The organism is Burkholderia sp. NFPP32 (assembly GCF_900119325.1).
Classification (GTDB): Bacteria; Pseudomonadota; Gammaproteobacteria; order Burkholderiales; family Burkholderiaceae; genus Burkholderia; species Burkholderia pyrrocinia_C.
Genome location: NZ_FPJP01000014.1, coordinates 53,252 through 72,817 on the forward strand (window position 1 = coordinate 53,252; position 19,566 = coordinate 72,817).

The window sequence follows — 19,566 nt, forward strand, 5'->3', positions numbered from 1 at the left end:
TCGTGTTCGATTCGCCCGCACGACCGTCTGCATGGGACGGGCATGTTGCGAGCTTCGTCAGAATACGTGAAACCACGCGCCACGTTTTATAGAGGGGACTCTAATCGAAACAGCCCGCGTGACGCGAGCTGTTTGCCGACCAATCAGTTGAGCTGATACGAGAATGCGGCGTTGATGCGCGGGCTGCGCGACGCGCTTTCGACCGGCGCGTCGCCAATCGGTTTTGCGACGTTCAGGTCGAGACTGTAGTAACGGCTGTCCGTGAACCGCACGCCGATGCCGACCGACGACATGCGGTTCGGCGACGGCGTGCCCGCGTGCAGGTACACGCGCGCCATGTCATACGCGATGTACGGCGTGACGGATTTCATATATGTCCAGCCCGGCGAGAAGCCGCGGTTGACCTCGAGCGACATCCCCCAGCCCGAGTCGCCCGACGTTTCGCCTGGCTGGTAGCCGAGCGCGTAGCGGGTCGATCCGAACGAGATCTGTTCGGACGTCGGCAGCGAGTCGGGGCTGTATTGCCCGGTCAGCGAAACCGACGTGCCGATCCGGAACGGCCATTCGTTCGTTTGCGTGAAGGTCGCGCCGGTGCGGACGAAGGTCAGCGAAATCGGGCTGTCCACCGAGGTCGTCGTCGTGCCGACGGTCACGTCCTGCGCTTTCGACGCGCCGAGGATGTTGAACCCCTTCGCGACGTTGACGCTCAGCTTCTGAACCTGTTTCGGCGAAACGCTCGTGTAGTCGAGCTGCATCTGCAGCACGCGGACCTGCGAGCGCGTGTCGATGGAGTTGCCGGTGATCTTGTTCTGGTAACGGTCTTCGTTGTGCGATGCATAACCCGACACGGTGCCGAGCAGACTGCGCTGGTTGTTTAGCAGCAACGGATAGGATGCCGAAAGACCGAGCTTCTCGTTTTTGACGGTGCGTTCGACATATGACGGTAGCCCCGGGTTGTCGGTCGGCTTGCCGCGATAGGTGCTCGCGTCGAGGCGTGTGATCAGGCCGCTGCTGCCGACGGGTACCGCGCCGCTGAACGCGAAGTAGGTCTGCTTGTCACGCCCCGGCGGCGCCAGCGCGGAGATGCTCAGTTGCTCGCCGAACGACGTCAGGCCGTTTTCGGTCGCGGTGATGAGACCCTGGACGCCCGGGTGATTGAAGTCGATACCGGTGCTGACGTTGAACGGCTTGCGGTCGACCGCGAGTTCGAGTGTCGTGGCCCCGTCGGTGGTTTGCGGCGGCGGCACGTTCGCTTTTACCGTGAGGCCGGGCAGCAGGCCGAACGTATTCACGTAGCGCTCGAACGTCGCGCGGCGCAGCGGGCGATCTGCAGTGATATGCGCGGCGATCGCGCGAATCTTCGGTTCCATTGCGCCGGGCTTGCCGGTGACCTTGACGTCCGACACATAGCCTTCGACGACCGTGATTCGCACGACGCCGTTCTCGAACGTCTGCGCGGGAACGAACGCGAACGACAGCGCGTAGCCGCGATCCTGGTACAGCTTCGTCACGCCATTGGCGGTTTCGATCAACTCGCCGATCGTGATGTCCTTGCCGACGAGGGGCGTGAAGCGACGCGAGATTTCCTCGAACGGTACCGACTTCACGCCTTCGACCTGGAACGTCGTCGGCGTCAGGTGTCGCGACAGCAGTTCCTGCAATTGCGGCGCCTGGGGCGCGACCTGCACGGTGACGTTCGGGCCCGTCTTCGGTGCGTTGATCTGGGGCAGGGAGTCGAGCGGGTTACCTCCGACGCGCGTTTGTGCGTGTGCCGTGCCTGCTGCCGCGATGGCGAGCAGCATCATCCATCTGTCGAGTCTGGATTTCATTGTTCTTCCTCGTAGGCCTTGCTTTTCATCTTCTTTCTAATGCTGTCGCGCGACACCAGGGTGTCGCGCGACGCGTGCCGCTATGCCGGGTGTATTTGTACGGCCGCGCCGTTCGCTCCGGCTGCGAAGGTGCGACCGTCGTCCTTATTTGCCAACGCTACCCAGCGTGCCCAGCAACCCCGTTACCGGTGCGAGCAGCCCCGTCGAACCGCCACCCGACGATGCCGTACCCGACACGCCGCCGACCAGCGACGTGACCGGTGCGAGCGGGCTCGAGCCCCCGGACCCTGCTGCACCGCCGACTGCTCCGGTGACAGTATTCAGCAAACCGGTGACAGGCGCGAGAGGGTTTGCACTGCCTGCGCCGCCCGTTGCGCCGCCGAGCGTGCCCGTGACCGTCGATACGAGATTCGTGATCGGAGCGAGCGGGCCGCTGCTCGTGCCGCCCGTTGCGCCGCCGACTGCACCCGTGAGCGAGCCGAGCGGCGTCGAGCCCAGACCCGACAGCAGGCCGCCGAGCGGGTTCGTCGAACCGGAGCTCGACGACGTGCCGTTCTGGACGCCAGCTGTCGAGCCGCCGACGAGGCTCGTGATCAGACCGGGGATCGGTGCTGCACCGTTCGGGCCGTTCGGGTTGACGAGACCACCCGCGTTGGTGACGGTGTTGCCGACCGCGGTCACGAGTTGACCGACATCGCCGACGAGCGGTTGGTTCGACGTGCTACCGACCTGCTTGCCGGCCGAGCTGATCGCGCCGCCGATCTGGCCGAGCAGGCCCGAGACGGGTTGGCCGAGGCCGGTCGTCGTGCCGACCTGTTGCGTGACCTGGCCGGCGGTGATCACGAGCGGCGTGATCACCGAGCTGAGCGGCTGCGTGACCTGCTGCACGGCACCCGACGACAGCGTCGAACCGATCGTCGTGCCGGCGGCCGTCAGGCCGTTGGCGACCGTGTCGAGCACGGTGCCGACCGGGGTCGTGACGGGAGCGAGCGGCGCGAGCGGGCCCGTGCCGAGCGCCTTGACCGTCGAACTCAGGCCGGACACCGTGTTGCTCGTCGCGCCGACGACATTGCCCAGACCGGCAACCGTCGTGCCGACCGGATCCTTCGTCGAGCCGATCTGTCCCAGCCCGTTGCTCACCGCATCGGCGGCTGCGCCGACGATCGTGCCGGTGCTGGCGACCGTGCTGCCGACACCCTTCGTTACGCCGTCGCCGAGGCCCGGCAGGCTGATGTTGCCGACCGTGCTGCCGAGGTCGGTGGCCGTCTGGCCGACCGTGCTGACGACACCCTTGGTGCCGGTGGTGGTCGTGCCGCTGGTGCCGCTCGTGCCGGACGTACCGCTCGTGCCGCTGGACGAGCCGCCATTGTTGCTGGTCGGCGGCGAGCTGACGCCGCCGCCGCCGCAGGCGGCCAGCAGGCAGGCTGCGGCGAAAGCGGTGAGGGGCATGCGCCACTGGCGCAGGGTGGCCGTCGTGAGAGAACGTTGCTGGGACATGGTGAACTCCTCGCTGTCTTGTCGATGAATGGATATCGGTTTATTTGCCGTGCGTGCCGCCGAGCAGGCCGCCGATCAGCGACGTGACAGGCGCGAGCAGATTCGACGACGAGCCCGAACTCGTGACGGCGCCCGTGCCGCCGGTCAATGCCGGTGCACCGACCGTGCTGGTGACCGTGGACACCGCGTTCGTCACCGGTGCGAGCGGGCTGCTGCCGCCTGCGCCGCCCGTCGCGCCGCCAAGTGCGCCCGTGACTGCGCCGAGGAGACCCGTGACCGGCGCGAGCGGGCCGCCGCTCGTGCCGCCCGTTGCACCGCCGAGCGCGCCCGTGATCGTCGAAACGAGGCCCGTGACCGGCGCGAGCGGGCTGCCGCTGCCGCCCGTTGCGCCGCCGAGAGCGCCGGTGACCGTGGAGACGAGGCCGGTGACCGGTGCAAGCGGGCCGCTGCCGCCACCCGTTGCGCCACCGAGAGCGCCGGTGACCGTGGAGACGAGACCGGTGACCGGGGCGAGTGGGCCGCTGCCGCCACCCGTTGCGCCGCCGAGTGCGCCGGTCACCGTCGAGACGAGGCCAGTGAGCGGTGCGAGCGGGTTGGTCACGCCACCGGTGCCGCCCGTGAGCAGGCCGCCGACGGCCTTCACGGTGTTGCCGGTCGACGAGACGGTGTTGCCGAGGCCCGTCGTGACAGGGTTGCCGCCCGTCGATGCGAGCAGTGCGCCGGCCTGGTTCAGGCCGTTGCCGACCGTGCCGAGCAGCGTGTTGACGGGCGCGCCGAGGCCGGTCGCCGTGCCGATCGTCTGGGTCGTCTGGCCGACCATCGTCGTGATCGGCGTGATGGCCGAGCTGACCGTCTGCGTGACCTGCTGGATCGGGCCGGTCGACAGCGCGTTGGTGAGGGTGGTGCCGCCGTTCGACACGGCGCCGCCGAGTGTCGACACGAGGCCGCCGACGGCACCCGTGACCGGTGCGAGCGGCGACAACGGGCCGCTGCCGAGACTCGTAACCAGGTTGCCGGTCTGCGTGACTGCGCCGCCGAGCTGGTTGACCACGCCGCCCGTGCTGGCAACCGTGGTGCCGATCGGATCCTTCGTCGCGCCGAGCTGGCCGAGACCATTGCCGAGGCCGTTGCCGAGCGCGGTGACTGCGCCGCCGACGCTCTGCACGATGCCGCCCGCGGCTTGCGTGGTGGCCGGGTTGACGCCCGGCAGCGATTGGTTGGCGATGACGGAGCCGAGACCCGAGACGGTTCCGCCGACACCCGTGACGAGATTGCTGCCGCTTGCGAGGACACTCCCTACCGCGTTCGACGACACACCCGAGGTGCCGCTCGTACCGCTGGTCGTTCCGCTCGTCGAGCCGCTGGTACTGCCGCTCGTCGAACCGCTCGTGCTGCCGCTGGTCGATCCGCTGGTGCTGCCCGACGTGCTGCCGCTCGTTGAACCCGACGTGCCGCCGGAGGTGCCGCCACCCGACGTCGAGATCGAATCGCCGCCGCCCGAGCTCGAGCCGCCGCTGCCCAGACCCTGGCTGATGGAACCGGAGCCGCCGCACGCGGAGAGGGAAAGCATGGCTGCAACGGTGGCCGCGATCAGAGTCGTCCGGAACACGCCATGAGGGATAACCTTAATGTCCATGTTGTCCTCGCATTAAAAATGTGTTGTGAACTGCCGTTGTGTTGAGTGCCGCGAGGACTACTCTGCAACTGTCGTGCCATTTCGATGGCCGACGGTTCGACAACAGGTTTTAAACGAGGCAATTCCTTGTCGGGAAAGGAACTTCTGGGAATTGAAAGATTGTTGAATCTGTTTAAGCGCAGATGAATGAGAACGGTTTCGGCCGTTTCGTAACGTAACGTCACAACATTGGCGTTACGCGTGCGACGTAACGTGGGGCCCACGCAGGCTTGGTGGACGAGGCAATTGTTTTACTGGTGGATTAGGTGTGTACATCTAACCTATCGTAAATCCTATGTGTAAGACCTACCGAAACGCCGTACAAATACGTCGTGCTCACGGTCATTTTTTCGATCCGAGTGGTTAAAAGAGGTTGGAACTTAAATGGGATCGGATATAGAATCCGGAGCAGATGTAAGCAAATGTACGGTTCGGTACACAACGTTCGAGGAGGATTGCTATCGCGAATGTTAATTTGCATCAAATCGTGAGACATGCCCCTCGGGGCGACCTATAAAGAAAGCGCACCCGGTTGTCGTCGCAAAAGATGTGGCGAACAGCGCGGGGCAATGGCCAGATATGCAGGGATGTATACGTATAAAAGGCCAAAGAACGTAAATACAGGCACGAGGAATAAAATGAAAGCAATCATCAAGCGTTTCCTTAAGGAAAACAACGGGGTCACCGCGATCGAGTACGGTCTTATCGCGGGTCTTATCGCTGTCGCGATCGTTGCTGGAGTAACGTCGATCGGCGACAGTCTCGGGAACATGTTCACCAAACTCGGTACCTGCGTGACCACGCGTACGGCTTCCGCCTGTTCGTCTACCACGATTTGGGGTTCCTGACCGCATCCGTAAATAATTAGAACGGCGCACATTTTGTGAAAGCTGTTTTGGGTCGGTAGCGAGCGGATTGCCTCGGCATCCGCTCGCTACCGACATTTGCGGCGGGCTGTGGCGCGATGGCACATCTTATTTTCAGCGGGGCATTCCTGGTTTGGGCGACGTTCGTCACGGCCAGCGATATCCGTTTTCGACGCATTTCGAATTCGCTCGCCCTGACCGGGCTGGTCATCGGGTTCGGGGGCGCGTTTTTCAACGCGAATCCATTCGGGATCTCGCTGTTCCAGGCAATGCTCGGCATGCTGGCCGGGCTGGTCGGCCTTTTCCCCTTTTTCATGCTGCGCCTGATGGGTGCGGCAGACGTAAAGATATTCGCCGTGCTCGGTGCATGGTGCGGTGCGCACGCGCTGCTCTGGCTCTGGGTTGCCGCGAGCCTTGCTGCCGGCGTTCATGCAGTCGTCCTAATTCTGCTGTCGCGCACGTCGCTCGGCACATTGTGGCGCCGCGGAGAACCCGCGCTGGCGCTCGGCAAATATCGGGCGACGCCCTATGCGGCATGTCTCGCGATACCGGCTGCCGCGTGGCTTGTCTATGTGGTTGCAACGGAGGGCGTGCGATGAAGCGACCGAGGCAGCCACGGGGATGCCGGAGGCAGCGTGGGGCCACAGCGGTCGAATTCGCAATCGTTTTTCCGCTGTTCTTCATGATTCTCTACGCAATCCTCAGTTTCGGGATGATCTTCGTCATTCAGCAAAGCTTGACGCTGGCAGCCAGCGAAGGCGCGCGTGCGGGCTTGAATTACGCACCGACCCTGGCCGCGCGTGTGACGAACGCTACGACCGCCGCACAGAATGTCTTGGGCTGGTTGAATGTCAGCCCACCGCAGGTGGCTGCGCCACAGTGCAGTTACGACACGACGAATCCGCCGACGCTGTATTGCCTGACGGTCACGGTGAGCTACTCGCCGGAAGCGTGGGTCACGACCATGCCATTCCTGGGGACCATCATCACCAAGCCGTTGACGGGTACGGCAGTCGTGCAGATCCCGCAGTCCATCCTGTGAGAGGGGCATCGTGACGCGACAGGTCCGCGAGCACATGAATCGAGCAACAGGAAAAACTTACTCGGACTTTTATTCCGGCATCCATACCAAAACATGGCCAACAACCTAACCAAGATCATCGCGGGGCTGCTGATTGCGATCGCTGTTCTGCTCGGAATCTATGCGTGGATGCTCGGGCGTAGTTCGCCGGCTCCGGTGCCGGCGCAGCAGATCGCGGTGGCAAATCCGGTGCCGGTCGTGATCGCGGCGCGCACGTTGCCGGCGGGTCAGCCGATTACCGCCGACGCGTTGAAGGTTCAACCGACCGCGCCGATGCCGGTCGGTGCGTTCGGCAATCCGGGCGAGCTCGTCGGCCGTGTGCCGACGCGGGACATTCCAGTTTCGTCGCCGGTTGTCTCGGGCGCATTGGTGTCGGGCCTCGCCGAGGACGTGCAGCCAGGCGAGCGCGCGATCGCGGTTCGCGTCGACGAGACCAACGCGGTCGGCAACCGGCTGCGTCCTGGCAATTTCGTCGACGTATTCCTGAACCTTAAACGCGAGGCCAGTTCGTCGATGTTCGACGGGGAAATCTCGCAGACGCAGGCACGACTGCTGTTGTCGAAGGTGCGTGTGCTTTCATTCGGCGATGCGACGTCCGAACGCGACAGCGGCAACAGCACGAACGGCAATAACGGCCAGCCGTCGAATGTGCGCATCGCGGTGCTTGCGGTGCCGACCGCGCAGGTTGATGCACTAACACTCGGTGAGGCGAGCGGCCGGTTGACACTCGCATTGCGCAACCCGCGCGACGACGAGCTTGCGATGCAGACGGTTGCGGTGCGCACGGACAACAAGCTGTCGCCGTCGGGGCTCGCGGCAGCAGGCATTTCGCTGCAGCAACTGTCCGGCACGCAGCGCAATGCGGTGGCCAACGTGAACGTGCCGCCGCTGCCGTCGCGCCTGCCGCCGTCGGTGCGGCCGGGCGGTGGCGGTATCGAGGTGATTCGCGGCGGCCGGTCGGAAACGGTTGCTTATTGAAAGGCATCGACGGTCATCGATATCAGCGACGACAAGTAAAAGGCCGAGAGACGGTCCAACGAACAATGAAAAACACACTGATTGCATTCGCGATTGCTATCTGGACCATGACATTTGCATCGCTCGCCAGCGCGAGCGGCACGATCGAACTCGCCGTTGGCACGCAACGGCAGATTTCGGCCGGCCGCGCGCTGCAGCGTGTTGCGGTCGGCGATCCGGCGGTCGCCGACGTGCTGATCATGAAAGGCAGCCGTTCCGGATCGGTGCTGCTGATCGCGAAGGCGCCGGGTGCGACGAACGTGATGCTGTGGGAGCGCGGCCGCGACGAGCCTACGGTCTGGAATGTCGAAGTCGTCGATGCGTCCGCGCATGCGGTGCTCGACGGCTCCACGCCGCGCGTGAACGCGTACGGCGGAACGGCGGTGCTGCGGGGAGCGTCGACTTCGCTCGATGCGCACGACCGCGCAGTCGCGGTCGGCAAGAACATGAGCGCGAAAGGGAGCATGATCGATCGCTCGACGATCGCCGGCAAGAATGTCGTGCAGGTCGATGTGCGCGTCGTCGAATTCAGCCGCTCGGTGCTCAAGCAGGTTGGCTTCAACTTCTTCAAGCAAAGCAACGGGTTCTCGTTCGGCTCGTTCTCGCCGGGCGGTGTGCAGTCATATAACGGCGGATCGGGCCCCGGTACTGCCGGGTACATTCCGACGCTCGGTGCGCCCGTAGCGTCGGCCTTCAATCTGGTCGTGAACGCAGCCGGGCGCGGGATCTTCGCCGACCTGTCGTTGCTCGAGGCCAACAATCTTGCTCGTGTGCTCGCGGAGCCGACGCTCGTCGCGCTGTCCGGGCAGAGCGCGAGCTTCCTCGCGGGCGGTGAGATTCCCGTACCGTCGCCGCAAGGGCTCGGCTCGACGGCGATCCAGTGGAAGCAATACGGAGTCGGACTCTCGCTGACGCCGACGGTGCTGAGCCCGCAGCGGATCGCGCTGAAGGTCGCGCCCGAGTCGAGCCAGCTCGATTTCGTGAACAGCGTGACGATCAGCGGCGTCGCGGTGCCGGGTATCACGACCCGCCGTGCGGATACGACGGTCGAGCTCGGTGACGGCGAGAGCTTCGTGATCGGCGGCCTGATCGATCGCCAGACGATGTCGAACGTGAGCAAGGTGCCGTTGCTCGGCGATCTGCCGATCATCGGCACGTTCTTCAAGAATCTGAACTATCAGCAGAATGACAAAGAGCTGCTGATCATCGTGACGCCGCATCTCGTTGCGCCTATCGCGAAGGGGGCGGTGCTGCCTGCAACGCCTGGTGAGCTGTCCGAACAGCGCAACGGGCCGGTCTGGCAGTCGTATCTGGGCGGCGCCGCATCGCCGGACGCTGCACCGGGGTTTTCGAAATGAGTGCGAAGCATCGCGCGTCGCGGTGCATCGGCACGCCTTGCTTAATCGGGGGTGTTCAACATGAACGCGCGAATCCAATCATTGTGTGAACCCGCCGTGACCGACTATTTCATTTGCGCATCGCAACAGGAGGCACACGTCCGCTGGCTGGCCGATACGCTCGCGTCGGCCGGTGCGGTCGAGGCCGCATCGCTCGAGCCGGGCATGCTTGCACAGCGCATCACGGGCCTCAATCCGGCGCTCGTCTTCATTGATTTCTCGGACGGCAGCACGGCAGCGAGCATTGCCGCCGCCGCAGTCCGTGCTACGCATCCGGGGTTGCCGATCGTCGCGCTCGGTTCGCTCGCACGGCCGGAGAGCACGCTCGCCGCATTGCGCGCCGGCGTTCGCGATTTCATCGACGTGTCGGCACCGGCCGAGGAGGCGTTGCGCACGACGCGCGGGCTGCTTGCGAACGTCGCCGAGCCGGCGAGCCGCCACGGCAAGCTCGTCGCGTTGCTCGGTGCGCGTGCCGGCATGGGCGTGAGTACGCTCGCGGCGAATCTCGCCGTATGGCTGCAGAAGCGGGCGGTGAGCCCGGGGGCGGGCGGCGCGCCGAATGGGGGCACCCCGGCCGGCCGCCAGACCGCGCTCGTCGACCTGGGACTGCCGGCAGGCGATGGCGCGCTGTTCCTGAATACCCGTTGCGAATTCCATTTCATCGATGCGGTTCACAACCTGCGCCGTATCGACCGGACCTTCGTGAATACTGCGCTGACCCGGCATGAGAGCGGCGTCGCATTGACGACGCTGCCGGCCGACCTCGGCGGGCTGCGCGACGTCTCATACGCGTCGTGTGCTGGTTTGCTGAACCGGTTTCGCGCATTCTTCGATCAGCAGATCGTCGATCTCGGCGGTTTTTCGAACCGCGAGTTCGTCGCCCAGATCACGAGCTCGGCCGATGAAGCGTGGCTCGTCTGCGATCAGGGTGTCGCGTCGATCGTGTCGGCAGCCGATCTGCTTACCGGGCTGCGCGACGCGGGCGTCGATACCGATCGTGTACGGCTCGTCGTCAACCAGTACGACCCTGCCCTCGACCTGACGCCCGCGCAGATCGCGGAACGCCTCGGCCTGTCGCTGGTCGGCACCTTGCCGTCGCGCCGCGTCGCGATCGGCCGTGCGGCGAACCAGGGCCGGCTCATCGTCGATATGGCGGAGCGCGATCCGTACGTGCGCGCGCTCGAGTCTCTCGCCGCGCGGCTGCCAGGCGTGTCGGTCAGATTGGCGGCACCGCGTTCTGCATCCGGCCTGTCCGCGCTGAAGCGTTTCATTCAACCCTCGTCCAAGCGGTCGTAAGCGATGGCACACGACATTCAATTTGCCGACGGCGCAGCGCCGTTCTCCCAGACGCAGCAATTCCACGACATCAAGAATGCCGCGCACGAGCACTTGCTGACGCGCATCGAAGAACTGGGCGCCGAGTTCGGCCGATGGTCCCGCCAGGCGATCAACCAGTTCGTCGATCTCGAGATCGACAGCTTCGTGCGACTGCGCCGCATTCCGCTCAACGAGAACGAGGTGCGTGCGATCGCGGAGGCGCTGACGAAGGAGCTCGCGGGCTTCGGGCCGATCGAGGACCTGCTCGCGGACCCGGCCGTCGAGGACATCCTGATCAACGGCTACAACGACGTGTATGTATCGCGTCACGGGATCCTCGCGAGGCTGCCGGTGCGTTTCACCGACAACGCGCACCTGCTGCGGATCGTGCGGCGCATCCTCGCGCCGATCGGCCGCCGCCTCGACGAGTCGAATCCGATGGTCGATGCGCGGCTGCCCGATGGCGGCCGTGTGAACGTCGTGATCGAGCCGCTGTCGATCGACGGCCCGGTCGTATCGATCCGGAAATTCCGCAAGGATCCGCTGAAGCCGTCCGACCTGCTCGGCAACGGGACCTTTAACGAAGAGATCAACACGCTGCTCCAGGCGGCGGTCGAGGCGCGCTGCAACATTCTCGTGTCGGGCGGCACGAGTTCCGGCAAGACGTCGCTGCTCAACGCGCTGGCGTTCCACATTCCCGAGATCGAGCGTGTCGTGACGATCGAGGATACGGCGGAGTTGTCGCTGAACCACCCGCACGTCGTGCGGCTCGAGAGCCGGCCGGGCGGCTTCGACGGCACCGGCGTCGTGTCGATTCGCGACCTGCTGCGCAATACGCTGCGGATGCGCCCGGACCGGATCATCGTCGGCGAAGTGCGCGGCGGTGAAGTGCTGGAAATGCTGCAGGCGATGAACACCGGTCACGACGGTTCGATGGGCACCGTGCATGCGAGTTCGCCGCGCGAGTGCTTGTACCGTCTCGAGATGCTTGCGGGCTTCGCGGGCTTCCAGGGCACCGAGTCGAGCCTGCGCCGGCAGATCGCGAACGCGATCGACTTCATCGTGCAGATCGGGCGCCTGTCGAACGGGCGGCGGCGGATCCTGTCGATCACCGAAGTGACGGGGTTGTCCGACAACATTATCGCGACGCAGGAGCTTTACCGCTACGAAGCGCGCGTGACGCCGGAGGGCGAGGAGGTCGACCACTGGGAAACGCTGGGCATTCATCCGCATTCGCCGAAGCTTGCGCGCTTCCGCCAGACGCTGACGAGCGGTGGGTTCGGTGATGGCGGGTTTGGCGGCGGCTTCGGCGGCGGCGGGTTCGGTCGCGGCGGCGGGGGCTTCAATGTATAGCGCAATGGTGTGGGTGCTGGCGTGCGCGATGCTGTGTGTCGCGGCGGCGATGATGCTGTGGCGTTACGCGGAGACCCGGCGCGTGCGAACCGACGCGAAGCGCTTCATCGACAGCCGGCTCGAACCCGGCGCGCGTGCCGGCGTCGCTGCGCAGGCGGCACGGCAGTCCGCGGCAGGTGCTGCGCGTGCCGTGGCGCAGCCGGGCGCGGCACGGAATGTATCGTCCGACGCATTTTGGGCGCATTGGTATGCGACGGCATCCGAGTATCTGGCGAACCTCGCGAGTCGCGCCGGGATCGAGGATGCACGCGGCAAGACGCTCGTCGCGCTTGCCGTGCTGGTTGTTGGCGCGGCGTTCGCGGGCAGTCGCGGCGGCGCGCTTGCGTGCTTCGCGGCGCTTGCGTGCGGCAGTTCGATGCTCGGCGTCTGGCTCGCGTCGCGAATTCAGCGGCGCAGACTGAAGATCGTCCGGCAGATCCCGTCGTTCCTGGACGGGATCGTGCGTCTCGTGACGCTCGGCAACAGCGTGCCGGCGGCCTTCCAGTCGGCGCTGCTGACGACCGAGGAGCCGCTGCGCGGCTGTCTCGATCTCGTGTCGCGGATGCTGCGCGGCGGTATCGAGATCGACCGCGCAATGATGCATATCGCGAAGATCTACCGGACCGAAGAGTTCGAACTCGTGGGCTCGGTGCTGCGTTTGTCCGTCAAATATGGTGGCCGTGCGGACGTAATGCTCGAACGGATGGCCGTGTTCATGCGCGATCTGGAGCAGGCCGAGCGGGAATTGACCGCGATGTCGTCGGAGACGCGGCTGTCGGCGTTCGTCCTCGTCATGCTGCCGATCGCAATCGGCAGCTTTGTCGTGATGACTAACCCAAAGTATCTGCACGGGATGTGGAACGATCCGAGTGGGCGAACGCTCCTCATGATCGCGTTCCTGATGCAATTGACCGGCAGCGTATGGCTGTATCGAATGGCTCGGCTCAGGTGATGCGATGACAGCGACTCAAATCGGAGCGATTGCGTTGGCGGTGGGCGCGCTCGGGGTGCTGCTGCTCGGCATGGTCGCCATGCTGCGCGCAAGTGCCGCGACGCGTGCCGAACGTGCGCTGGTCGATGCGCTGGACCGGCGCATGGCCGCGCTCGAAGCAGCGAAAGCGCGAACCGCGCCGGATGGCGAGGCGCCTGCGAAGCCCGACGTACGTGGCGGGCAGCGCGTCGAACGTTTTCTCGACAGGCTGTCGGCGGCGGGCGTGCGCTGGCTCGATACCGGGCTCGGCAAATACGTTGTCGCGGAAGAGGATCGCCGCCTGCTCGAGCAATGCGGCTATGTCGACGTGCGCACTCGCGGGCTATTCCTGAGCGCGCGGGTCGCATGCGGGATCGGGCTGCCGCTGCTGTTCGCGATCTTCGCGAGCGGGCGCATGAAGGGCGGTATCTGGATGGTCGGCATGTTCGTCGCCTTCGGGCTCGGCTTCATGTTGCCGAAGCTCTATGTGCAGCGCCGTGCGGCGGCGCGGCGGCAGAGCGTGGTCGACGAACTGCCGTTGCTCGTTGACATGCTGCGCTTGCTGCAAGGCGTCGGACTGTCGCTGGATCAGAGCCTGCAGGTTGTGACGAACGATTTTCGCGGGATGTTGCCGGTGCTGTCGTCGGAGGTGGGAATCGCGCAGCGCCAGTTCGCTGCGGGCCGCACGCGCGAGCAGTCGCTGCAGCGGTTGTCCGTCGGATTCGACAACGAGGATTTGCGCGCGATCGTGCGATTGATGATCCAGGTCGACAAGCATGGCGGCGCGGTGCAGGAGCCGCTCAAGCAGTTCGGGGACCGGCTGCGCGAAACGCGCCGGGCCATGCTGCGCGAGCGGATCGGCCGGTTAACCGTGAAGATGACCGGTGTAATGGTGCTGACGCTGTTGCCCGCGCTGTTGATCGTGACGGCCGGGCCCGGCATGTTGGCGGTGATGCACGCGTTGTCGAAGCATCATTGAAGGACGGAAGGAAAGACGATGAAGCGGATCGGCGGAATGGCGATACGGGCGGGTGCGGTAGCGGCGGTTCTGCTGCTGGGCGCGTGCGCGACCAAGGACAGCGGTTATGGCGTGAACGCGCAGACGGAGCGCGCGGCGCTGATACAGGCGGCCGACCAGAAGCAGGCCGTGCCGGATACGCCGGGCATGTACCTCGGCCTGATCCAGCGGATGCAGTCGCAGGGGCTCTATTACGCGTCGCTCGCGCACATCGACGCGTACGACAAGACCTACGGCATCGTGCCGGAGTCGATCCTGCTGCGTGCGGACGCGCTGCGGATGACCGACCAGCCGGCCGCGAGCGCGGCCGCCTATACGCAGTTGCTGAAGACGCCGCTCGCGGCGCGCGGTTATCGCGGGCTGGGACTGCTCGCGGGCGCGGCAGGCGATTTCGACCGCGCGGCGCAGACACTGACGCAGGCGTCGGAACTGGCGCCGACCGATGCATCGATGCTGTCCGATCTCGCATACGCGAAGCTGCGCAGCGGCGATGTTGTCGGAGCGCGCGTGCCTTTGATGAAGGCGGCCGAACTGGATCAGCGCAATCCGAAAATCGTCAGCAATCTCGTGCTTTACCTGTTTGCAGCAGGGCGTACGCAGGACGCGCAGAGGCTGATGAACCAGCAGCACCTGCCGGCGGATATCCGCAAGGACATCGTTAGCGATGCAGCGAAGATTACGGCGGCGGCGCGTGCGCAGCAACGCGCGGTTGCGATGCCGCCGGTCGTGTCACGGCGCGGTACCACCGCGCCGATCACGCCGATGGCGAACAATTTTGGCTACGATCAGACCGTGCCGCTCCTGCAACGGTTTGCACAATGAACAGGCATCGGGGAACGACATGAACGACAACAAAAATCATCGAAGCGTACACGCGCACCGGGCCGCGGTGCTGACCGCGATCGTTTGCATGGTGGTTGGTTCCGCCGCGGCATACGGTCAAGAGGCCGTAACAGCGGGCGCGGCCGACGTCGGCCGCTCGACAAGAGACTGGCTCACGATGCAACGCGACAATCGCGCGGCGGCACCGACGCAGCCGATGCTTGGCGACGTCGCGTCGCTCGTCTACCAGCGCTATCTCGATTCGTTCAAGAACAAGATCCCGAGTTCAATGAGTCCGCAGCTCGGTTCCGCCAGCGGCATGTCGGGCGGTGGTCAGGGCATGCAGTAAGCGGGACGGCGATGCACGCAGATCAATCACACGTAGCGCGGCGGCGCCGCGCTGCCGGCGGTCCGGGGCGCCAGCGCGGCGCCGTTGCGGTCATGGCCGCGATCTGGGTGTCGGTCGCATTCATCATGCTGGCTGCGATCGACATCGGCCATTTCTATTCCGAACGGCGCAGCATGCAGGCGGCTGCCGATTTGGCCGCGCTTTCGGCGGTGTCGCAAATTACCGCTGATTCGACCTGCACGACAGCGACAACTGCAGCCAATCGAATCGCGAATCCAGCGGCGAATCCACTGCCGGCCAACTCGACCGTTTCCGTGACGTGCGGTGTCTGGACCGCACCTCAAGGCAGCGGCAATCCGCTGTTTACGCCGACCTCTGGAGCAGCAACCAACGGTCAATGCGCCGGCTTGTCACCCGGAACGATCAACGGTCAATCGGTCAATGCCGTATGCGTGACGGTTTCCGAGCCAGTCTCGGGCATTTTCCGCGGCGGGGTAACCATCGACGCGTCGGCCATTGCCAAGAGCGTGCCAACCGATACCTTTACGCTGACCACGTCGCTGGCAGCGCTGAATGGCGGACTGGCCAATCAGTTGCTCCAGGCGCTGACGGGGTCGCCCAATTCACTGAGTCTGCAGGCTGTCGATTATCAGGGGCTCGCGCAAGTCAACCTGAAACTGGCCGGCATTCTCGCCAATCTGCCGGTCGGTACCAGCACGTCCGTATTGAACGGCAACGTGACGCTCGGCCAACTGGCCAATGCGACGTTGCAGGCGGCGACGCAGCAGAATGTGGCTGCGGCGAATCTGAACGTTCTGAATGCGCTCGTCGTCGCGCTTTGCTCGAACAGCATCTGTGGCGGGCCGCAGATCGCGCTCGGCCAGTTGGTTTCCGCCGCAACCGCTACGGGAACTTCCGCCGTCAACACCAGCGTCAATGCGCTCGGATTGTTGTCGACGGCATTGCAGATCGCGAACGGCACGAATTCGGTGAGCATTCCCAGTGTCACGGTCCAGACACCTACTTTGCTCGCACCGTTACTCAACGTGACCGTGTCGGGTTCCGTCAAGTTGGGGGCGAATCCGCCGTCCACCGCGAGCGGTCCGCCCGGACCGGCGAATTGCGGGACGTCCGATTGCACGACCAACACGTCGACCGCGCAGGGGAACGTGTTCCTCAATACGTCGATCTCGCTGCTGTCGACGTGCTCCAACGGCTCGCTGGTCTTTCCTGGCGGCAGTTGTCCATCGGGCAATGCGACGCCGCTTGCAGCGGTGCAATTGCCGATCACCGCTTATGTCGCGCCGGCGAAGGCGGGCCTGATGTCCGTCACCTGCACCGCGGGCGGCACGAAAAGCGCGCAGGTAAACGTGCAGACCGGGGTAGTGGCCGTCTACATCGGCGGCGCGGCGAATACGCCGATCAATCTCAATGCGCCCAGCGGTTATGTTCCCGACGGCAGCGCTGCACCGATTACGTTGGTGTCCGTCAACCTGCAGAGCCTGCTCAACCTGTTGAACCTCGGCGGTCTGGTTTCCGGACTGACGACGTTGGTCAAAACCCTGACGTTAGGAATCGTCGACCTGACCGATATCTCGATCAACATCAACCTGTTGCCCGGACAGCTGACGGTTCCCGTCGCCAACCAAAGTCCGACGCCGTTGGTGTTCACATACCCCGGGCCCGGGTCGTCCGCTTCGCCGAACCCGGCGTCGCCGTACATGCTGAGCACGGGAACGGATCAGTTCCTGTCGCCCGCTGTTCAAGGTATCTTGAACAGCGGCCTGTCGTTGAAACTATCGACGAGCAGCGGTTTGCTGTCGTGGCTGGGCGACATAGTGAATCCCATACTGGGCGTCGTGACCGGGCCGATCTTGTCCGCGCTGGCGACCACACTCGTTCCGCTACTCCTGCAACCGATCGATTCGCTGCTGACCTCGGTCACGGGCCTGCTCGGTTTGAGCCTGGGGAACGCCTATGTCACGAACACACCGGACTCGATCAAATGCGGCAATCCCATGCTGGTTCAATAAATGCCTGAACGTTCCGTTATCGAAGCAGGCGTCGTCGCTGCCGTTCGCAACCGATCACTGACCTGCAACACCGAGCAACTCGTCAATAACTGAAGCCGCACCCGAATCATGAGAACCACGCCCGCAATCGCAGAACTCGACCTCTACGTCTGGGAAGGCAAGGCGGACATCGTCGACCGCGTCGCCCGGTGCATGGCGAGCTTCGACGTCGAAGTGATCCGTGCCGACAACGCGGAGATCTCGCCCGAACGCGCCGCGTTGCGGCCGTCGCTGGCGATCATCAGCGTGTCGATGATCGAAACCGGCGCGGCGTTCCTGCGCGACTGGCAGGCCAACATCGGCATGCCGGTCGTCTGGGTCGGCGCGGCGCGCGACCACGACGCGTCGCAGTATCCGCCCGAGTATTCGCACATCCTGCCGCTCGACTTCACGTGCGCCGAACTGCGCGGCATGATCGGCAAGCTCGTCACGCAACTGCGTGCGCACGCGGCCGAAACGTTACAGCCGTCCGAACTCGTCGCGCACTCGGAATCGATGCAGGCGCTGCTGCACGAAGTCGATACGTTCGCCGACTGCGACACCAACGTGCTGCTGCACGGCGAAACCGGCGTCGGCAAGGAGCGCATCGCGCAACTGCTGCACGAAAAGCATTCGCGCTACCGGCACGGCGAATTCGTACCGGTGAACTGCGGCGCGATTCCGGACGGCCTGTTCGAATCGCTGTTCTTCGGCCATGCGAAAGGCTCGTTCACGGGCGCGGTTGTTGCGCATAAAGGCTATTTCGAGCAGGCGGCGGGCGGCACGCTGTTCCTCGACGAAGTCGGTGATCTGCCGCTATACCAGCAGGTCAAGCTGTTGCGCGTGCTCGAGGACGGCGCGGTGCTGCGCGTCGGCGCGGCGACGTCGGTCAAGGTCGATTTCCGCCTGGTCGCGGCGAGCAACAAGAAGCTGCCGCAGCTCGTGAAGGAAGGCCTGTTCCGCGCGGATCTCTACTACCGGCTCGCGGTGATCGAGCTGAGCATTCCGTCACTGGAAGAGCGCGGCGCGGTCGACAAGATCGCGCTGTTCAAGTCGTTCGTCGCGCAGGTCGTCGGCGAGGACCGGCTCGCTGAGTTGTCGGATCTGCCGTACTGGCTGACGGATTCGGTCGCGGACAGCTATTTTCCCGGCAACGTGCGCGAATTGCGCAATCTCGCCGAGCGTGTCGGCGTGACGGTGCGGCAGACGGGCGGGTGGGATGCCGCGCGGCTGCAGCGGCTGATTGCGCATGCGCGTAACTCGGCACAGCCGGTGCCGGCGGAGAGTGCGGCCGAGGTCTTCGTCGATCGAAGCAAGTGGGACATGAACGAGCGCAATCGCGTCATCGCGGCGCTCGATGCAAACGGTTGGCGGCGTCAGGACACGGCGCAGCAGCTCGGCATCAGCCGCAAGGTGTTGTGGGAAAAAATGCGCAAATATCAGATCTTCGACGAAGAGCCCGAGACACGCGAAAGCGAGTAATTAATGAGATAAAATCGCGTTGGATTACAACGACTCGGGCGGGGAATAAAAACTTCATGAGCCATATGACGGGGTTGGGGCGGGCGTGTGTGTTGTTCGCCATGGTAGGAGGCATGCAGGGCGCTTACGCGCAGGGGCTGGCAGGCAGCGATTCGCCGGCGGTGCAGCAGGCATCGGCGCCGGTGGCAGCGATTCCGGTGATCGATTCGCAGGTCCAGACGTCGGTGCAGCCGCAGGCGGGCGAGACGACGGGGCCGAGCACGGTCGACGACCTGCAGCGCCAGATCCAGGCGCACACGCTGACGGAAATGCGCACGAGCTACAACGGCAGCTACGGTGCGAGCCTGCTGTTCAACGTGAAGGACGGTGCGTACTTCGTCGCGCTGTTCCAGCAGAAGGCGTTCTGGCGCGTGATCAAGACTTACGACGAAACGCGCGCGGAAGCGATCTATCGCGATTTCTCGCATCAGGCGGAGCGGCTGGCCGTCAACGAACTGCGAGCGACTAAGCTGGAGTCGCAGAAGGCGCAAATGGACAAGCAGATCGAAGTCACGCAGGACCGTGCGCGGCGTCTGCAGGCCGATATCTCGATTGCACGCCAGCAGCAGGCAGCGGTCGCGGATCGCCAGAAGAGCGTACGCAGCGAGACGGTCGCGTTGCAGGCGCAGCAGGCCGAACTCCAGTCGCAACTGCGCGCGTTGCAGCAGCAGGTGCGTTCGCTGCAGCGCGAGGCCGACGCGGGCCTGCCGAGGACGGCACGCTGAGCCGAGAGTGGCGGTGCGGCGACTTGCCGCGCCGGCCGC

At 64.7% G+C, this 19,566-nt stretch carries 17 protein-coding genes; 14 read left to right on the forward strand and 3 right to left on the reverse strand.

The window, feature by feature from the left end:
• Positions 1–143 precede the first annotated feature (143 nt).
• The 3 genes from BT264_RS24060 to BT264_RS24070 form a co-directional block, all read right to left on the reverse strand.
• Positions 144–1,829, reverse strand: a complete 1,686-nt coding sequence (locus tag BT264_RS24060; protein ID WP_072441693.1) for a ShlB/FhaC/HecB family hemolysin secretion/activation protein — start codon at positions 1,827–1,829, stop codon at positions 144–146.
• A 144-nt stretch (positions 1,830–1,973) separates the two neighbouring features.
• On the reverse strand, positions 1,974–3,326 hold the full coding sequence (locus BT264_RS24065; RefSeq protein WP_072441690.1) for a collagen-like triple helix repeat-containing protein: 1,353 nt from the start codon (positions 3,324–3,326) through the stop codon (positions 1,974–1,976).
• Positions 3,327–3,366: 40 nt separating this feature from the next.
• A complete protein-coding gene (locus tag BT264_RS24070) occupies positions 3,367–4,962 on the reverse strand; it encodes a collagen-like triple helix repeat-containing protein (RefSeq protein ID WP_072441687.1) in 1,596 nt (531 codons plus the stop codon).
• 677 nt (positions 4,963–5,639) lie between these two features.
• Here BT264_RS24070 and BT264_RS24080 point away from each other — a divergent pair.
• The 14 genes from BT264_RS24080 (at position 5,640) to BT264_RS24145 (ending at position 19,527) form a co-directional block, all read left to right on the forward strand.
• The gene (locus BT264_RS24080) at positions 5,640–5,849 is read left to right on the forward strand and encodes a Flp family type IVb pilin (RefSeq protein ID WP_072441685.1); all 210 of its coding nucleotides are present in this window, start codon (positions 5,640–5,642) and stop codon (positions 5,847–5,849) included.
• A 116-nt stretch (positions 5,850–5,965) separates the two neighbouring features.
• The gene (locus tag BT264_RS24085; protein WP_072441683.1) at positions 5,966–6,466 is read left to right on the forward strand and encodes an A24 family peptidase; all 501 of its coding nucleotides are present in this window, start codon (positions 5,966–5,968) and stop codon (positions 6,464–6,466) included.
• Positions 6,463–6,909 (forward strand): TadE/TadG family type IV pilus assembly protein, encoded by a 447-nt coding sequence (locus BT264_RS24090; protein WP_072441680.1) that lies wholly within the window; start codon positions 6,463–6,465, stop codon positions 6,907–6,909. The genes BT264_RS24085 and BT264_RS24090 overlap by 4 nt, the downstream gene beginning before the upstream one ends.
• A 93-nt stretch (positions 6,910–7,002) precedes the next feature.
• A complete protein-coding gene (gene cpaB / locus BT264_RS24095) occupies positions 7,003–7,926 on the forward strand; it encodes a Flp pilus assembly protein CpaB (protein WP_072441677.1) in 924 nt (307 codons plus the stop codon).
• A 65-nt stretch (positions 7,927–7,991) separates the two neighbouring features.
• Positions 7,992–9,323 carry a type II and III secretion system protein family protein gene (locus tag BT264_RS24100; RefSeq protein ID WP_072441674.1) on the forward strand — a complete coding sequence of 444 codons (1,332 nt, stop codon included), beginning with the start codon at positions 7,992–7,994 and terminating at the stop codon, positions 9,321–9,323.
• A gap of 60 nt (positions 9,324–9,383) precedes the next feature.
• Positions 9,384–10,658, forward strand: a complete 1,275-nt coding sequence (locus tag BT264_RS24105) for a fimbrial protein (protein WP_072441671.1) — start codon at positions 9,384–9,386, stop codon at positions 10,656–10,658.
• A gap of 3 nt (positions 10,659–10,661) precedes the next feature.
• Entirely contained in the window at positions 10,662–12,032 is a 1,371-nt protein-coding gene (locus BT264_RS24110) for a TadA family conjugal transfer-associated ATPase (protein WP_072441668.1), read from the forward strand.
• Positions 12,025–13,023 carry a type II secretion system F family protein gene (locus BT264_RS24115; protein WP_072441665.1) on the forward strand — a complete coding sequence of 333 codons (999 nt, stop codon included), beginning with the start codon at positions 12,025–12,027 and terminating at the stop codon, positions 13,021–13,023. Before BT264_RS24110 ends, BT264_RS24115 begins: the two co-directional genes overlap by 8 nt.
• A gap of 4 nt (positions 13,024–13,027) precedes the next feature.
• Positions 13,028–14,020 carry a type II secretion system F family protein gene (locus BT264_RS24120; RefSeq protein ID WP_072441662.1) on the forward strand — a complete coding sequence of 331 codons (993 nt, stop codon included), beginning with the start codon at positions 13,028–13,030 and terminating at the stop codon, positions 14,018–14,020.
• An 18-nt stretch (positions 14,021–14,038) separates the two neighbouring features.
• A complete protein-coding gene (locus BT264_RS24125) occupies positions 14,039–14,881 on the forward strand; it encodes a tetratricopeptide repeat protein (protein ID WP_072441660.1) in 843 nt (280 codons plus the stop codon).
• A 19-nt stretch (positions 14,882–14,900) separates the two neighbouring features.
• Entirely contained in the window at positions 14,901–15,230 is a 330-nt protein-coding gene (locus tag BT264_RS24130) for a DUF3613 domain-containing protein (RefSeq protein ID WP_072441658.1), read from the forward strand.
• 11 nt (positions 15,231–15,241) lie between these two features.
• On the forward strand, positions 15,242–17,263 hold the full coding sequence (locus BT264_RS24135) for a pilus assembly protein TadG-related protein (protein ID WP_305729457.1): 2,022 nt from the start codon (positions 15,242–15,244) through the stop codon (positions 17,261–17,263).
• A gap of 108 nt (positions 17,264–17,371) precedes the next feature.
• Positions 17,372–18,763: a sigma 54-interacting transcriptional regulator gene (locus tag BT264_RS24140; protein ID WP_072441652.1), complete on the forward strand. Its 1,392-nt coding sequence runs from the start codon at positions 17,372–17,374 to the stop codon at positions 18,761–18,763.
• 56 nt (positions 18,764–18,819) lie between these two features.
• Positions 18,820–19,527 (forward strand): DUF2968 domain-containing protein, encoded by a 708-nt coding sequence (locus BT264_RS24145; RefSeq protein WP_072441650.1) that lies wholly within the window; start codon positions 18,820–18,822, stop codon positions 19,525–19,527.
• The last annotated feature ends 39 nt before the right edge of the window (positions 19,528–19,566 follow it).

Excerpts from the sequence above, each read along its gene's own strand:
- BT264_RS24100 (WP_072441674.1), top strand. The coding sequence starts at position 7,992 with ATGAAAAACACACTGATTGCATTCGCGATTGCTATCTGGACCATGACA.
- BT264_RS24105 (WP_072441671.1), top strand. The coding sequence starts at position 9,384 with ATGAACGCGCGAATCCAATCATTGTGTGAACCCGCCGTGACCGACTAT.
- BT264_RS24110 (WP_072441668.1), top strand. The coding sequence starts at position 10,662 with ATGGCACACGACATTCAATTTGCCGACGGCGCAGCGCCGTTCTCCCAG.
- BT264_RS24140 (WP_072441652.1), top strand. The coding sequence starts at position 17,372 with ATGAGAACCACGCCCGCAATCGCAGAACTCGACCTCTACGTCTGGGAA.
- BT264_RS24130 (WP_072441658.1), top strand. The coding sequence starts at position 14,901 with ATGAACGACAACAAAAATCATCGAAGCGTACACGCGCACCGGGCCGCG.
- BT264_RS24135 (WP_305729457.1), top strand. The coding sequence starts at position 15,242 with ATGCACGCAGATCAATCACACGTAGCGCGGCGGCGCCGCGCTGCCGGC.
- cpaB (WP_072441677.1), top strand. The coding sequence starts at position 7,003 with ATGGCCAACAACCTAACCAAGATCATCGCGGGGCTGCTGATTGCGATC.
- BT264_RS24085 (WP_072441683.1), top strand. The coding sequence starts at position 5,966 with ATGGCACATCTTATTTTCAGCGGGGCATTCCTGGTTTGGGCGACGTTC.
- BT264_RS24145 (WP_072441650.1), top strand. The coding sequence starts at position 18,820 with ATGAGCCATATGACGGGGTTGGGGCGGGCGTGTGTGTTGTTCGCCATG.
- BT264_RS24090 (WP_072441680.1), top strand. The coding sequence starts at position 6,463 with ATGAAGCGACCGAGGCAGCCACGGGGATGCCGGAGGCAGCGTGGGGCC.
- BT264_RS24060 (WP_072441693.1), bottom strand. The coding sequence starts at position 1,829 with ATGAAATCCAGACTCGACAGATGGATGATGCTGCTCGCCATCGCGGCA.
- BT264_RS24065 (WP_072441690.1), bottom strand. The coding sequence starts at position 3,326 with ATGTCCCAGCAACGTTCTCTCACGACGGCCACCCTGCGCCAGTGGCGC.
- BT264_RS24080 (WP_072441685.1), top strand. The coding sequence starts at position 5,640 with ATGAAAGCAATCATCAAGCGTTTCCTTAAGGAAAACAACGGGGTCACC.
- BT264_RS24120 (WP_072441662.1), top strand. The coding sequence starts at position 13,028 with ATGACAGCGACTCAAATCGGAGCGATTGCGTTGGCGGTGGGCGCGCTC.
- BT264_RS24115 (WP_072441665.1), top strand. The coding sequence starts at position 12,025 with ATGTATAGCGCAATGGTGTGGGTGCTGGCGTGCGCGATGCTGTGTGTC.
- BT264_RS24070 (WP_072441687.1), bottom strand. The coding sequence starts at position 4,962 with ATGGACATTAAGGTTATCCCTCATGGCGTGTTCCGGACGACTCTGATC.
- BT264_RS24125 (WP_072441660.1), top strand. The coding sequence starts at position 14,039 with ATGAAGCGGATCGGCGGAATGGCGATACGGGCGGGTGCGGTAGCGGCG.